Here is a 14465-nt window from a genome sequence, read left to right as displayed (position 1 = left end):
CCGTTGGCGTCGTGCGGGCGCCGCTCGCGGCGCGGTGCGGATCAGGCGCCGACGTTGAACTCGCCGGGGTTCGGGCCGAGGCGCTTGCCCTCGTCCAGCGCGGCGAAGGCGGCCAGGTCGTCCGCGTCCAGCTCGAAACCGAACACGTCCGCGTTCTCCTTGATCCGGGACGGCGTCACGGACTTGGGGATCACCACGTTGCCGGTCTGGAGGTGCCAGCGGATCACTACCTGGGCGGCCGAACGGCCGTGCTTCTGCGCGATCGCGACGACCGTCGGGACCTCCAGCAGGCCCTTGCCCTGGCCCAGCGGCGACCAGGCCTCGGTCGCGATGCCGTGCTTGGCGTGGAAGGCGCGCGACTCGGGCTGCTGGAGCTGGGGGTGGAGCTCGATCTGGTTGACCGCCGGGACCACGGAGGTCTCGCCCATGAGGCGTTCCAGGTGCTCGGGGAGGAAGTTCGAGACGCCGATGGCCCTGGCGCGGCCCTCGGACAGGATCCTCTCCAGGGCGCGGTAGGTGTCGACGTACGCGTCCTTGGCCGGGACCGGCCAGTGGATCAGGTACAGGTCGACGTAGTCGAGCCCCAGCCGGTCGAGCGAGGCGTCGAAGGCGCGCAGCGTCGAGTCGTAACCCTGCTCGCTGTTCCACAGCTTGGTGGTGACGAACAGGTCCTCGCGGGCTACGCCGGAGGCCGAGACCGCCTGGCCGGTGCCCCGCTCGTTCTCGTAGAGCGTGGCGGTGTCGATGCTCCGGTACCCGGACTCGATGGCCGTGGCGACCACCTTCGCGGCCTCGTCGTCCGGCACCTGCCAGACCCCGAAACCGAGCTGAGGCATCTCGACGCCATTGTTGAGGGTGATGGAGGGGACCTGGCTCACGAGTGGTCGATCCTTACGTCGTCGGTTGGTTCAACCAGCCCAACGATCATCGGCCGCCCAGCATTCCCATCCGGCGTTCCCGCCCGCCCGGACAGTTTGCCGCCGCACCTCCGGTGTCACCCGTACAGGGGATTGACCGCGTACGAGGCGCAGTTGGTCACCTCGGCACTTGTGATTTGGGCCCACGAGGGGCATTGACAGAAGGCTCCGCAGGGAATGCCATGCAGTATCGGTTAGGAACCTTTCCTAACACCGGATCGGAAGGGACCACTGTGCACCCTGCCACCCCCCGACGCCGCCTGGCGGCCGTTCTCGCAGGCGTCAGCTGCCTGTTCCTGCCCCTGCTCGGCTCGCACGCGGCCACTGCCGCCGTCGACCCCGCGAAGGCCGCCGCCGACACCCCGGCGGTGCCCTTCGGCAGCCACTCGAAGCCCTACGCCGCCGGGACGCTGAAGCCCTCGGGCACGCAGTCGGCACTCGACCAGGCCGTGATCAAGACGTACAACGCCTGGAAGTCCGCGTTCGTCAGGAAGAACTGCGGCAACGGCTGGTACGAGGTCATCTCGCCGGACGCCGACCACCCCTACGTCGCCGAGGCCCAGGGCTACGGGATGGTCGTCACCGCCACGATGGCGGGGGCCGACCCGGAGGCGAAGACCGTCTTCGACGGCATGGTCAAATACGTGCTCGCGCACCCCTCGGTGAACAACGCCAACCTGCTGGCCGCCGAGCAGAACGCCTCCTGCAAGAGCGTCGACGGCTCGGACTCGGCGACCGACGGGGACCTGGACGTCGCGTACGGACTGCTCCTGGCCGACCGGCAGTGGGGTTCCGGCGGCACGTACAACTACAAGGACCTTGCGGTCAAGCACATCAACGCCATCAAGAAGAGCGAGATCAACCCGACCACCCACCTGACGCTGCTCGGCGACTGGTCCGACTCGGGTGAGGAGCACTACTGGATGACCCGCTCCTCGGACTGGATGATCGACCACTTCCGCGCCTTCAGGACCGCGACCGGCGACTCCACCTGGGACACCGTGCGCACCGCCCACCAGAAGCTGATCACCAACCAGCAGTCCGCGTACGCCTCCTCGACCGGGCTGCTTGCGGACTTCGTCGTCAACACCAACGGCACCGCCAAGCCCGCCCCCGGCGAGGTGCTCGAGGGTCCCAACGACGGCGACTACTCCTGGAACGCCTGCCGCGACCCGTGGCGCATCGGCGCCGACGCTGTCACCAGCGGCGACAGCGCCTCGCTCGCCTCGGCCCGCAAGCTGAACTCCTGGATCAAGACCAAGACGGGCGGCAACCCGGACAAGATCGTCAGCGGCTACCGTCTGAACGGCTCGGCCTTCGACAGCGGCAACGACATGGCCTTCACCGCCCCGTTCGTGGTGACCGCGCTGACCGACTCCGGCTCCCAGGCCTGGCTGGACGCGCTGTGGAAGAAGCTGGCCGGTACGTCCATCGACCCGGACCTGTACTACGGCGGCAGCGTCCAGCTCCAGTCGATGATCGTCGCGTCCGGCAACTACTGGGTTCCGTGACGGGCGCCGGGATGCAGGCCTTCACGCTGACCGCATTGCGGGGCAGGGCGGCCGCCGTCACGGCGTTACTGCTCTGCACCGCCCTGGTGCAGGCGGTCCCGCAGCCGGCCGCCGCGGCCGCCGCCCGGTACGAGGCGGAGTCCGCGACGATCGTCAAGGGCGCCGCCGAGTCCAACCACTCCGGCTACTCCGGCACCGGATTCGTCAACGGTGACAACGTCGTCGGCAGCTACGTCGAGTTCACCGTCACCGCGGCCGCCGCCGGCAGCGGGAAGATCGCCGTCCGGTACTCCAACGGCACATCGGCCGCCCGGCCCGCCGACATCGCGGTGAACGGCACGGTCGTCTCGGCCGCCCGCGCCTTCGCCGCCACCACCGACTGGAACACCTGGGCCACCGCCACCCTCACCGCACCGCTCACGGCGGGCGCCAACAGGATCCGGCTCACCTCCACCAGCGCCGACGGACTGCCCAACCTCGACTACCTCGACCTCACCGTCACCCCCTCCGACACCACCGCACCCTCCGCCCCCGGAGCCCTCACCGCCTCCGGCGTCACCTCCAACGGCGTCACCCTGAACTGGGGGGCCTCGACGGACGACACGGCCGTCACCGCCTACGACATACGCAGCGGCGACACCGTCTACGCGACCGTGACCGGCAACCCGCCCGCCACCACGACCACCCTCACCGGGCTCGCCTGCGCCAGCCCGTACACCCTGGCCGCCGTCGCCAGGGACGCGGCGGGCAACACCTCACCGCCCGGCGAAGCGGTCACCTTCACCACCCCCGGCTGCGCCACCGACGGCGGTGTGCCCTCCGGGATCACCACCGTCTCCAACGGCTGGACCATCCCGTGGGGCACCTACTGGATGCCCGACGGCAAGAGCGCGCTGGTCACCGAACGGGACGGTTTCAAGGTCTTCAGAGCCACCCCCGACGGCGCCAGGACCCAGGTCGGCACCGTGCCCGAGGCCGTCACGACCGGCGGCGAGGGCGGGCTGCTCGGCATCGCCGTCGACCCGAAGTGGACCGACAACCACTACGTGTACGTCATGCACACCGCCGCCGAGGGCAACCGCATCGCGCGCATGACCTACGACGGCAGCTCGCTCGGCGGGTACACGGTCCTGCTCCAGGGGATCAAGAAGAACAAGTACCACAACGGCGGACGGCTGCTGTTCGGCCCGGACGGGTATCTGTACGCGTCGACCGGAGAGGCGCAGACCCCCGACCTCGCCCAGGACAAGAACTCGCTCAACGGCAAGATCCTCCGGCTGACCACCGCCGGCAAGCCCGCCCCCGGCAACCCCTTCGGCACCTACGTATACAGCTACGGGCACCGCAATCCGCAGGGGCTCGCCTTCGACCGCAACGGACGGCTGTGGGAGGCGGAGTTCGGCGACAGCAAGAAGGACGAGCTCAACCTCATCGAACCGGGCGGGAACTACGGCTGGCCCGTCTGCGAGGGCAGCTGCGCCACCGACGGCATGACCGACCCGAAGAAGACGTGGAACGTGTCCGAGGCCTCGCCCAGCGGGATCGCCATCGTCCGAAACGTCATCTACATGGGCGCCCTGAAGGGCGAACGGCTGTGGCGGATCCCGATCACCGGTGACACCGAGAACCTCGGCACACCGAGCGCGTACTACGTCGGCACGTACGGCCGGCTGCGCACGGTCACCAAGGTTCCCGGTGAGGACCGGCTCTGGCTCTCCACCACCAACTGCGACAACAACGGGAAGCAACCGGCCGGATCGGACAAGCTGTTCCGGGTCTCCATCACCTAGCACGGGCCCGCCGTACGGAGCCGAACCGCTGTACCGCCGGGGTGCCGTGGCGCCTCAGCGGTACAGCGCGTCGACCTCCGCCGCGTACGCCGTCTCGATCGCCCGGCGCTTCGGCTTCAGCGACGGGGTGAGCAGTCCGTGCTCCTCGCTGAAGGGGTGCGCCAGAATCCGGAAGGTACGGATCGACTCGGCCTGCGAGACCGCGGTGTTGGCCGCCACCACCGCCCGCCGGATCTGTGCCTCCAGATCCGGATCGCGCACCAGCTCCTCCGGTTTCAGCGGCGTCCGCCCCTGCATCGCCAGCCAGTGGTCCACCGCCTCCTGATCGACCGTGACCAGCGCCGCGATGTACGGCCGGTCGTTGCCGACCACCAGGCACTGGGCGATCAGCGGATGGGACCGCACCCGCTCCTCCAGCGCGACCGGCGACACGCTCTTGCCGCCCGACGTCACCAGGATCTCCTTCTTCCGCCCGGTGATCGTCAGATAGCCGTCGCCGTCCAGCGAGCCCAGGTCCCCGGTGGCCAGCCAGCCCTCGCGCAGCACCGTCCCGGTGGCCTCCGGGGCGCCGAGATAGCCGGTGAACACATGGCCGCCGTGGACCCACACCTCGCCGTCCTTGGCGATGTGCACCGTCGTCCCCGGGATCGGCAGCCCGACCGTGCCGTACCGGGTGCGCTCCGGCGGATTGGCGGTGGCCGCCGCGGTCGTCTCGGTCAGCCCGTAGCCCTCGTACACCGTGACGCCCGCGCCCGCGAAGAACAGCCCCAGCCGCCGCTCCATCCCGGAACCGCCGGACATGGCGTGCCGGATCCGGCCGCCCATCGCCTCGCGGACCTTCCTGTACACGACCTTGTCGAAGAACTGGTGCTGCATCCGCAGCCCGGCGGACGGCCCCGGCCCCGTCCCGAACGCCCGCGCCTCCATCGCCTCGGCGTACTTCACCGCGATGTCCACGGCCTTGTCGAACGGCCCGCTCCTGCCCTCCGCCTCCGCGGTGCGCCGGGCGGCGTCGAAGACCTTCTCGAAGATGTACGGCACCGCCAGCACGAACGTCGGCCGGAACGACACCAGGTCCGGCATCAGCGCCTTCGCCGACAGCTCCGGCTGGTGGCCCAGCTTCACCCGGCCGCGGATCGCCGCGACCTCGACCATCCGGCCGAAGACATGGGCCAGCGGCAGGAAGAGCAGGGTGGCCGCCTCGTCGCCCGGGGTGGAGCGGAAGACCGACTCCCAGCGGGCCACCATGGTGTCCGTCTCGAACATGAAGTTGGCGTGCGTGAGCACACAGCCCTTGGGGCGGCCCGTGGTCCCCGAGGTGTAGATGACCGTGGCCACGGAGTCCGGCGTCACCGCGCGCCGGTGCCGGTGCACCACCGCGTCGTCGACCTCGCTCCCCGCCCCGGTCAGCTCGGCCACCGCACCGGCGTCCAGCTGCCACAGCCGCTTCAGTCCGGGCAGCCGGTCGATCACCGAGGCGATCGTCATCGCGTGGTCCTCGTGCTCGACCATCACGGCACCGACCTCGGCATCGTGCAGCATCCACAGCACCTGCTCGGCCGAGGACGTCGGATAGACCGGCACGGACTGGGCACCGACGGTCCACAGCGCGAAGTCGAAGAGAGTCCACTCGTAACAGGTACGTGCCATCAGGGCGACCCGGTCGCCGAACCGGACGCCGTGCGCGATCAGCCCCTTGGCCAGGGCCAGCACCTCGTCGCGGAACGCCGCTGCGGTGACATCCCGCCAGATTCCGGCCGCGTCCTTGCGACGGAGCGCGACCCGGTCCGGATCCTCCTCGGCATGGTCGAACACGGTGTCGGCCAGGCCGCCCACGAGGGGCGCGGCTGCCATCGGGGGGACGGTGAACTCGCGCAATGACCTGCTCCTTGTGGCGCTCCGCACAGCGCCGTGACGCTACCCCACCGGACGGCGCGGCGGGAGGGGTCCGTACCGGTGGACAAGGTGGCATATGCACTGCCCAGCCACCGAAATCCGGCCAGATGGGCAAGGCTCGGGCATGGCTGAGGTCATGACGTAAGCGGCGGGAGCCGGAACCTCCACCGAATCTGTACGTCACGGCCACTCCCGATACGGACGGATATGCGGCTTTACGTCCCTGTACGTGCGGCACCTGCGAAGCCTGAGGTGCGGCTCGGCGCGGGGCGGACGATGGCGGGTCAGGCGTCGCCCCGGCCGTCGACCGGGCCGGACATGCCCGTGCCCCGGACCAGCCGGTCGGCGCCGGCCAGGATCGCCGCCGCCAGCGCGTCCGCGGCCTCCTGCGCCCCGCCGGGGCGACGGCCGTGCGACAGCACGAAGTCCACCCCGCCGAGATCCGGCAGCCCGGCCCTGGCCGGGAGCGGTACGAGGCCGGGCGGGATCAGCCCCCGGCTGTGCGCCATCACGCCCAGCCCGGCACGGGCCGCGGCGATCAGGCCGCTCAGGCTCGCGCTCGTACACGCCACCCGCCAGGACCGGCCGTGCTCCTCCAGCACCTCCAGGGCGCGGGCCCGGGTGATCCCCGGCGGCGGGAAGAGCACCAGCGGAACCGGCCGGTCCGGGTCGATCCGCAGCCTCGGCGCCCCGATCCAGGCCAGCGTGTCCCGCCAGACCAGCTCGCCGTGCGTGTCGTCGACGCGCCGCTTGGCCAGCACCAGATCGAGCCGGCCGGCCGCGAGCCGCTGGTGCAGCGTGCCGGAGAGCTCCACCGACAGCTCCAGCTCGACCTCGGGGTGGTCCCGGCGGAACGCCTCCAGGATCTCCGGCAGCCGGGTCAGCACGAAGTCCTCCGACGCCCCGAACCGCAGCCGCCCGCGCAGCCGCGTCCCGGCGAAGAACGCCGCCGCCCGCTCGTGGGTCGCGAGGATCGTCCGGGCGAATCCCAGCATGGCCTCACCGTCCACGGTGAGGTCGACCCGGTGGGTGTCGCGGGCGAACAGCTGCCGGCCCGTCGCCTCCTCCAGCCGCCGCACGTGCTGGCTCACCGTGGACTGCCGCAGCCCGAGCCGCCGGGCGGCCTGGGTGAAACTCAGCGTCTGGGCGACGGCGAGGAACGTACGCAGCTGCGCGGGGTCGTACATGGCGCCAGATTATCGCGTGACGTGATGACAGTGAGAGCGGTGTGCGGGATTCCCGATCGCGCCGCGCGGGAGCAGCATGGTGCGGGCCCGACCGCAATCGACCGCGCCCGACCGCAATCGACCGTGAAGGGGCGAACTCGAACGTGACGGGGCGAACCCGACCAAGGCGGGGCGAACCCGACTGAGGCGAGGCGCTCTCGGTCGCGACCTCGAGAATCCGACCGCAACCGAGAGAATCCGTGGAAGAGATGATCCGCCGTATCCCGAAGCCGCCGTCCTGGCTGCCGCTCGACCCGTACGTCCTGGCGCTGATCGGCACGGTGGCGCTCGCGGCGATACTGCCCGCGTCGGGCACCGGAGCCCGGGTGGCGGGCGGGGCGTCGACCGGAGCGATCTCCTTCCTCTTCTTCCTGTACGGTGCCCGGCTCTCCACCGCCGAGGCGCTGGACGGGCTGCGGCACTGGCGGCTCCACCTCACCGTGCTGCTCTGCACCTTCGCGGTGTTCCCGCTGCTCGGGCTGGCGGCCCGGGGGCTGGTCCCGCACGTCCTGACACCGGAGCTGTACGGCGGACTCCTCTTCCTCTGCCTGGTCCCGTCCACCATCCAGTCCTCGATCGCCTTCACCTCGATCGCCCGGGGCAATGTGCCGGCGGCGATCTGCGCGGGCTCCTTCTCCTCCCTCGCGGGGATCTTCCTCACCCCGCTGCTCGCCGCAGCCCTGCTCGGCGGCGACGGCGGCGGTTTCTCGGCGGACGCCCTGCTGCGGATCGCGGTCCAGCTGCTGCTGCCGTTCGTCGCCGGGCAGCTGCTGCGCCGCTGGATCGGCGGCTTCGTCGCCCGCCACAAGAAGGTCCTCGGCTACGTCGACCGGGGATCGATCCTGCTCGTCGTCTACACGGCCTTCAGCGAGGGCATGATCGAGGGCGTCTGGCACCGCATCACCCCGGCCCGGCTCGGGGTCCTGATCGGCGTCGAGGCGCTGCTGCTCGCCGCGATGCTGGCGCTGACCTGGTACGGGGCGAAGCGGCTCGGCTTCGGCCGGGAGGACCGGATCGCCATCCAGTTCGCCGGGTCGAAGAAGAGCCTGGCCTCCGGGCTGCCGATGGCGAGCGTCCTGTTCGGGGCGCAGGCGTCCCTGGCCGTGCTGCCGCTGATGCTCTTCCACCAGATGCAGCTGATGGTGTGCGCCGTGATCGCCAAGCGCCGCTCGCGGGATGCGACCGAGGACGTCGCGGAGCGCCCGGCGGGCGGTGCCGCGCCCCGGGAGGCCGCGGCGGTGGGCTGAGCGCGGCTCAGCCCCGGCGGTCGGCGGTGGCGTCCAGGACGATGCGGTGCTCGCCCGCGTACACGTTCATCGAGGGGCCTCGCAGGAAGCCGATCAGGGTCAGCCCGGTCTCGGCCGCCAGCCCGACGGCGAGCGACGAGGGCGCCGAGACCGCGGCGAGCATCGGGATTCCGGCCATCACGGCCTTCTGGGCCAGCTCGAACGACGCCCGGCCCGACACCAGCAGGATCGCCCGGGACAGGGGCAGCCGGTGCTCGGTCAGCGCCCGGCCGATCAGTTTGTCCACCGCGTTGTGCCGCCCCACGTCCTCCCGGACGTCGAGCAGCTCGCCGGTCTCGGAGAACAGCGCTGCGCCGTGCAGCCCGCCGGTCCGGTCGAAGACCCGTTGCGCGGCGCGCAGCTTGTCGGGGAGGGCGGAGAGCAGGGCGGGCTCGACCCGCAGCGGGGGAGCGTCGGCGATCGGGTGCCGGGTCGTGGTGCGCACCGCGTCGAGGCTCGCCTTGCCGCAGAGACCGCAGGACGACGTGGTGTACACATTGCGTTCCAGCGTGACGTCGGGGACCGGGACGCCGGGGGCGAGCTGCACGTCCACCACGTTGTACGTGTTGACACCGTCGGCGGTGGCGCCGGCGCAGTAGACGATCGACCGCACCTCCGAGCCGTCCCCGATGACGCCCTCGCTCACCAGGAATCCCGCGGCCAGCGCGAAGTCGTCGCCCGGCGTGCGCATCGTGATCGCCAGCGGCCTGCCGCCCAGCCGGATCTCCAGCGGCTCCTCGGCGACAAGCGTGTCCGTGCGGGTGGACACGGCACCGTCGCGGATGCGGATGGTGCGGCGGCGCTCGGTGACCCGTCCCATAGCGGTGAACCCGATTCCGTATCTGTGCGTGACCCGGTCCGGCGTGTGGGGCCGGGGCCGATTCTGGAGCCTCCATTGTCCTGTACCCGGCAGGGACCGCCGTACCAGGGGTGACGTCGGGACATGCTGTTGTCAAGTCTCCAACGGTCCGGCGTGATTCCTGTCGGAACCCTTGCCTCCGTACCGGACGGTAGCGACCAAGACTGGATGGTTCCTGCCCTATATGTAGCGAGGGGACTTCGTACATGACCGGCTCACGTGTCGTGGCGCTCGGCCACTATCAGCCCGCCAAGGTGCTCACCAACGACGATCTGGCGGCCATGGTCGACACCAGCGACGAGTGGATCACCAGTCGCGTCGGCATCCGGACCCGGCACATCGGCGGGCCGGACGAGCCGGTGGACGAGATGGCGGCGTACGCGGGCGCCAAGGCGCTGGCCGCGGCCGGGGTGGCACCGGGCGAGGTCGATCTGGTGCTGGTCGCCACCTCGACCGCGATGGACCGCTCGCCGAGCATGTCGGCACGGGTCGCGGCCCGGCTGGGGATGGGCTCGCCCGCGGTGATGGACATCAACGTGGTCTGCTCCGGCTTCACCCACGCCCTCGCCACCGCCGACCACGCCGTCCGGGCCGGGGCGGCGACCCGGGCCCTGGTCATCGGCGCCGACAAGATGGCGGACATCGCCGACTGGACCGACCGCAGCACCTGTGTCCTGCTCGGCGACGGCGCCGGCGCGGCGGTCGTCGTCGCGGAGCCCGAGGGGGACGGCCCGCCCGGCATCGGCCCGGTGCTCTGGGGCTCGGTGCCGGAGATGGGCCGGGCCGTACGGATCGAGGGCACTCCGCCGCGCTTCGCGCAGGAGGGCCAGTCCGTCTACCGCTGGGCCACCACCCAGCTGCCGCCCATCGCCCGCAAGGTGTGCGAGAAGGCCGGGGTGACGCCCGAGGAACTGGGCGCGGTGGTGCTGCACCAGGCCAACCTGCGGATCATCGAACCCGTCGCCCGGAAGATCGGCGCGGTCAACGCCGTCGTCGCCCGGGACGTCGTGGACTCCGGGAACACCTCCGCGGCCTCGATTCCGATGGCCCTGTCCAAACTCGTGGAGCGCGGAGAGGTGGAGAGCGGTGCCCCGGCCCTGCTCTTCGGCTTCGGCGGAAACCTCTCGTACGCGGGCCAGGTCATCCGCTGCCCCTGAACGGGCGGTCCGCCTGCCTGAACGGACCGCTCGTTCGGGCAGGCCGCCGTCCCGCTCCGGGACGGCCCGGATGGTCGTCCGGAGCGAAGGGGAAGCACTGTTCGTAACGGTGTGCGTACGCACGGTGTCTGAGGGGTGGGTGGGTGGCCCGGGGTGGGGGCCTCTGTATCGGCCGCACCGCACTGACCACCGGAAACGTGGGTGAGAGACACCCCGAACCCCTGGTATTGTTTTCCATGTCGCCGCGGGAGACCGGGGCCGACCACCTAGTCCGGGTGGCGGAATGGCAGACGCGCTAGCTTGAGGTGCTAGTGCCCTTTATCGGGCGTGGGGGTTCAAGTCCCCCCTCGGACACCAGCAGGACCCCAGTTCATCTGGGGTCCCTTTGCTTTTCCGGCGCGCTTCGCGGCTTGCTCCGGGCCCGGTTCGCGGTTTCTCCGCGGGACAGGACGGCCCGAGTCGGCCGCCCCCGGCCCCGGGCAGGGCAACATACCGTCAGGAGGGCCCGTCCGTAGCGGTGTTGGCGTGAAGGTGACGTAGCGTTGCCCTTTTGGTGGTGCTCGCAGGGCACCGCGGAGCATCGTTGTGCCCTCATCACCGTGGGGGCTTCGAGGGGTGTTGGGATGAAGCTCTGCTTCCTCGTCGAGGAGCTGTACCGGTGTGACGGCATGCCGCTCGACGTGGTCCGGCGACTGTCGTCGTGGGGTCACCAGGTGGACGTGGTGCGGCCGGGCGGCTCACTGCTGCGGGTCTCGGAGGAGGTCCGGGCGGGGACGCATGACGCCTGGGTGCTGAAGACGGTGTCCGGCGGTCCAGGGCTCACCCTGCTGGAGGCCGCCGCGGCCGTGGGCCTGACGACGGTGAACGACGCGCGGTCGATACGCGCGGTACGGGACAAGGTCCTCACCTCGATCGTCGCGCGCCAGCACGGGCTGCCGGTTCCGCTGACCTACTCGGCGCCGCGGGCCTCGATGTTCGCCGACGTTCCCGAGGAGCTGTTCCCGCTGGTGGTCAAGCCCGCCGACGGCAGCTCGGGGCGCGGGGTGCGGCTGGTGAAGGACCCGGCGGGGCTCGCCGGGGCGGAGCAGCCGGGCGAGGGCCAGCTGATCGCGCAGCCCTACGTCCCCAACCCGGGTACGGACCTGAAGGTCTACTGCCTCGCCGGCGAATGCCACGCGTCCCTGCGGCGTTCCCCGATCCATCCGGACGGACCGGCCGACGAGGGCCCGGTCCCGCTGTCCGCCGAGGTGGCCAAGGTGGCGGCCGAGGTGGGGGCGGTCTTCGGTCTCGATCTGTACGGCATCGACGTGGTGCTCGGCCCCGACGGGCCGGTGATCGTCGACATCAACGACTTCCCGAGCTTCCGCCAGGTGCCCGACGCGGTGTCCCGGGTGGCCGGTGCCGTGCTCGACCTGGCCAGGGCCGGTGGCGGTGCCGGCCGCGGCGTACGGGCCCCGGCGGCGCACCTGCCCGTCCAGCCGCAGTTCTCCCTGGGGCGCCCGCACCCCCACCCCCGGCCGGTGGCCGCGCCGGAGGCCGTCCAGATATGAGGGTGTGCCTGCTGACCGACAAGCCGGACCACCCGCTGCTCGCCGCGACGGCCGCCCTGCTGGCCGGAGCCGGGCACCGGGTGACCTTCCTCGACCCGGACGCCGGGCCGGGGGACCCGTGGGAACGGATCGCGCCGGACGGGCGCGGCCCCGCCGAGGTCTACCTCCTCAAGGCGCACACCCCCGCGGCGCTGGCCCTGGCCCGCCGCCTCGAGGCGCACGGTGCCCGGGTGGTGAACTCCGCCGCCGCGACCGAGCTGTGCCAGGACCGCGGCCGGCTCGCCGAGGTGGCGGACGCCGCGGCTCTGCCGATGCCCCGTACCCGTACGCTTGCGGCGCTGTCCGACGCCCTCCCGGGGGCGGGGCGGCCGGAGCACCGCTATCCGATCATGGTCAAGAGCCGCCACAGCCGTCGCGCCGACCTGGTGGCCCGCGCCGACGGACCGGACGCGCTGCGGGAACTCGCCGCCGCCTGGCCCGATGAACCGGTCGTCCTGCAGGACTTCGTCCCGAACAGCGGCTGGGACCACAAGCTGTGGGTGATCTCCGGAGAGGTCTTCACCGCGGTGCGCCCCACACCGGTGGGCGCCCTGCCCCGGGGCGCGCACGATGCGCCGCTGGTCCGCGACCTGCCCTCCGCCTGGACCGGGACGGCCCTGCGCGCGGGCGAGGTCTTCGGCCTGGACGTCTACGGCGTCGATCTGCTGGACCGCGAGGGCGGGCCCGTCGTCGTCGACGTCAATGCCTTCCCGGGCATCCGCGGTCCGCAGGGCGCCCCCGCGGCCCTGGCGGCCCTGGCGCTGCGACGGCCCTGAAAGCCGTGTCCGGCGGGCCCGGCACCGCCTCCGGCGGAAGGTTCGCCGGAGGCGGCGCCCGGCCCGTGCCGTCGCGGCGCGGGGGTCAGTGGAAGGTCAGGGACGCGGAACCGGGATCGGCGGTGATCGACCCCGGACACAGGAAGCTGCCGGAGCTCTTCGACGCGGTGAACGCCTGGTTCTTGTAGCCGCGGGTGGATCCGTCGCGGGTCCAGCCGACGTTCGTGGCCCGGTAGCTGCAGGAGATGATGCTCTGCTTCACCGTGATGTCGATGAGGTCGGAGGTCGCGCGGCCCGCCGCGTCGTCGAAGGTGACGGTCGGGTTGTTGTTGAGGGTGGCGCTCGCACCGCCGCCGCAGCTCACGCCGCTGTTGACGGTGGTGCGGTCGATGGTCAGGGAGGCGGGCGGGGCGGCGCTGGCGGTGGCCCCGGCCCAGGTGCAGGTGCTTCCCGCGGCCGTGATGCTGCCGTCGACCTGCGAGGCCTGGGGGCCCAGCGCGCTCGCGGCGGTGGAGGCGCCGGCGACGACCGCGACGACCAGGGCGGTGACGCAGGAGATTCTCGGTGTGAGCCTCATGTCACTCCTTCGTGCCGCGTCCTTGTGTGGGGGTGGGCAGTGCCTCGTCCGCGCGCGGCGGGGAAGCGGGCGGGGCGTGCCAGGGACGGTCCCAGAAACACCGTCAAATGTCAGGTCCGCGTCAAGGATTGGCTGAATACGTGCCCGACGGACCGTGCGTCACGGACTGCCCCGGCTTCGGGGCGGCACGGATCACTCAGCTCCGGTCCGCGTACACGATGAGGTTGTCCACCGGGTGGCCCTGGGCGTCGAAGGCGCCGTCGCAGGTGATCAGGCGCAGGGTGCGGGCGCTGGTGGCGCCGTAGACCTTCTGCGTCGGGAACGCCTTCTTGCTGACCGTCTCGGTGCCGGTGACCTTGAAGTGGAGTTCCGCGCCGCGGTCGTTGCGCACCGCGATGTCGGCGCCCTCGGCGACCTTCCTCAGGTCGTGGAAGACGGCCTTCCCGAAGCGGGTGTCGTTGTGCCCGATGATGACCGCGGCACCGGGCTCGCCGGGTGCCGCGCCGCCCGTGTACCAGCCCGCGGTCATGCCCTTCTCGGCGGGCGGGACCTCCACGGTGCCGTCCTCGGCGAGGCCGAGGCGCATCAGCTCGCTGTCGATCCCGAGCGACGGGATGCTGATGTGCACGGGGACGGCCGACGGGGAGCGGGTGCCCGCAGGCGTCCGGCTCCGTGCCGTGCCCGCCTCCCGCCCGGCGTCGGGGGCGGTGCTCGTACCGCTGCGGGGCGTGGTGGCGGACGGGCCGTCCGTGGCGGCGGAGGAGCAGCCGGTGAGGAGCAGGCAGGCGAGCAGCGGCAGCGCGGCGCGCCGGAGCGAGGACGGGGTGCGGGGCATGGGGGCTCCAGGTCTGGCGGGAATCGACGGTGGCGCCGCCCGGGAA

Annotated in this window: 12 protein-coding genes and 1 tRNA gene; 7 read left to right on the top strand and 6 right to left on the bottom strand. The window is 71.6% G+C overall.

The genetic code is table 11. The features are described from left to right. Positions 1–41: 41 nt before the first annotated feature. On the bottom strand, positions 42–878 hold the full coding sequence (locus tag ACFCV8_RS31260) for an aldo/keto reductase (RefSeq protein WP_376688860.1): 837 nt from the start codon (positions 876–878) through the stop codon (positions 42–44). Between the two features lie 272 nt (positions 879–1150). On the opposite strand from ACFCV8_RS31260, the gene ACFCV8_RS31255 reads away from it, so the two are divergent. Both ACFCV8_RS31255 and ACFCV8_RS31250 read left to right on the top strand, forming a co-directional pair. Next, a complete protein-coding gene (locus ACFCV8_RS31255) occupies positions 1151–2428 on the top strand; it encodes a glycosyl hydrolase family 8 (RefSeq protein WP_376688859.1) in 1278 nt (425 codons plus the stop codon). Continuing rightward, positions 2425–4218, top strand: a complete 1794-nt coding sequence (locus ACFCV8_RS31250) for a PQQ-dependent sugar dehydrogenase (protein WP_376688858.1) — start codon at positions 2425–2427, stop codon at positions 4216–4218. Before ACFCV8_RS31255 ends, ACFCV8_RS31250 begins: the two co-directional genes overlap by 4 nt. Positions 4219–4272: 54 nt before the next feature. Here ACFCV8_RS31250 and ACFCV8_RS31245 read toward each other — a convergent pair whose 3' ends face one another. Both ACFCV8_RS31245 and ACFCV8_RS31240 read right to left on the bottom strand, forming a co-directional pair. Beyond that, positions 4273–6072: an AMP-dependent synthetase/ligase gene (locus ACFCV8_RS31245; protein WP_376688857.1), complete on the bottom strand. Its 1800-nt coding sequence runs from the start codon at positions 6070–6072 to the stop codon at positions 4273–4275. A gap of 326 nt (positions 6073–6398) precedes the next feature. Continuing rightward, the gene (locus ACFCV8_RS31240; RefSeq protein WP_376688856.1) at positions 6399–7301 is read right to left on the bottom strand and encodes a LysR family transcriptional regulator; all 903 of its coding nucleotides are present in this window, start codon (positions 7299–7301) and stop codon (positions 6399–6401) included. Positions 7302–7549: 248 nt separating this feature from the next. Here ACFCV8_RS31240 and ACFCV8_RS31235 point away from each other — a divergent pair, with 248 nt between their 5' ends. Continuing rightward, entirely contained in the window at positions 7550–8587 is a 1038-nt protein-coding gene (locus ACFCV8_RS31235; RefSeq protein ID WP_376688861.1) for a bile acid:sodium symporter family protein, read from the top strand. Positions 8588–8594: 7 nt separating this feature from the next. Here ACFCV8_RS31235 and fdhD read toward each other — a convergent pair whose 3' ends face one another. Then, positions 8595–9446, bottom strand: a complete 852-nt coding sequence (gene fdhD, locus ACFCV8_RS31230) for a formate dehydrogenase accessory sulfurtransferase FdhD (RefSeq protein WP_376688855.1) — start codon at positions 9444–9446, stop codon at positions 8595–8597. A gap of 245 nt (positions 9447–9691) precedes the next feature. Between fdhD and ACFCV8_RS31225 the strand changes: the two genes are divergently transcribed. From ACFCV8_RS31225 to ACFCV8_RS31210, 4 genes are all read left to right on the top strand, one after another. Then, positions 9692–10642 carry a beta-ketoacyl-ACP synthase III gene (locus ACFCV8_RS31225; protein ID WP_376688854.1) on the top strand — a complete coding sequence of 317 codons (951 nt, stop codon included), beginning with the start codon at positions 9692–9694 and terminating at the stop codon, positions 10640–10642. A gap of 269 nt (positions 10643–10911) precedes the next feature. Continuing rightward, positions 10912–10999 (top strand) — tRNA-Leu (locus ACFCV8_RS31220). A 266-nt stretch (positions 11000–11265) separates the two neighbouring features. Next, a complete protein-coding gene (locus ACFCV8_RS31215; protein WP_376688853.1) occupies positions 11266–12192 on the top strand; it encodes a RimK family alpha-L-glutamate ligase in 927 nt (308 codons plus the stop codon). Further along, complete coding sequence (locus ACFCV8_RS31210; RefSeq protein WP_376688852.1) at positions 12189–13007, top strand: RimK family alpha-L-glutamate ligase; 819 nt, start codon at positions 12189–12191, stop codon at positions 13005–13007. The genes ACFCV8_RS31215 and ACFCV8_RS31210 overlap by 4 nt, the downstream gene beginning before the upstream one ends. Before the next feature lie 85 nt (positions 13008–13092). Here ACFCV8_RS31210 and ACFCV8_RS31205 read toward each other — a convergent pair whose 3' ends face one another. Together ACFCV8_RS31205 and ACFCV8_RS31200 are read right to left on the bottom strand one after the other, a co-directional pair. After that, positions 13093–13584: a hypothetical protein gene (locus tag ACFCV8_RS31205; RefSeq protein WP_376688851.1), complete on the bottom strand. Its 492-nt coding sequence runs from the start codon at positions 13582–13584 to the stop codon at positions 13093–13095. Between the two features lie 196 nt (positions 13585–13780). After that, the gene (locus ACFCV8_RS31200; protein WP_376688850.1) at positions 13781–14419 is read right to left on the bottom strand and encodes a class F sortase; all 639 of its coding nucleotides are present in this window, start codon (positions 14417–14419) and stop codon (positions 13781–13783) included. Positions 14420–14465: the final 46 nt, after the last annotated feature.

The sequence above is a fragment of the Streptomyces sp. NPDC056347 genome (genome assembly GCF_042262625.1).
Classification (GTDB): Bacteria; Actinomycetota; Actinomycetes; order Streptomycetales; family Streptomycetaceae; genus Streptomyces.
This window is presented reverse-complemented; position numbering and strand designations above follow the sequence as displayed.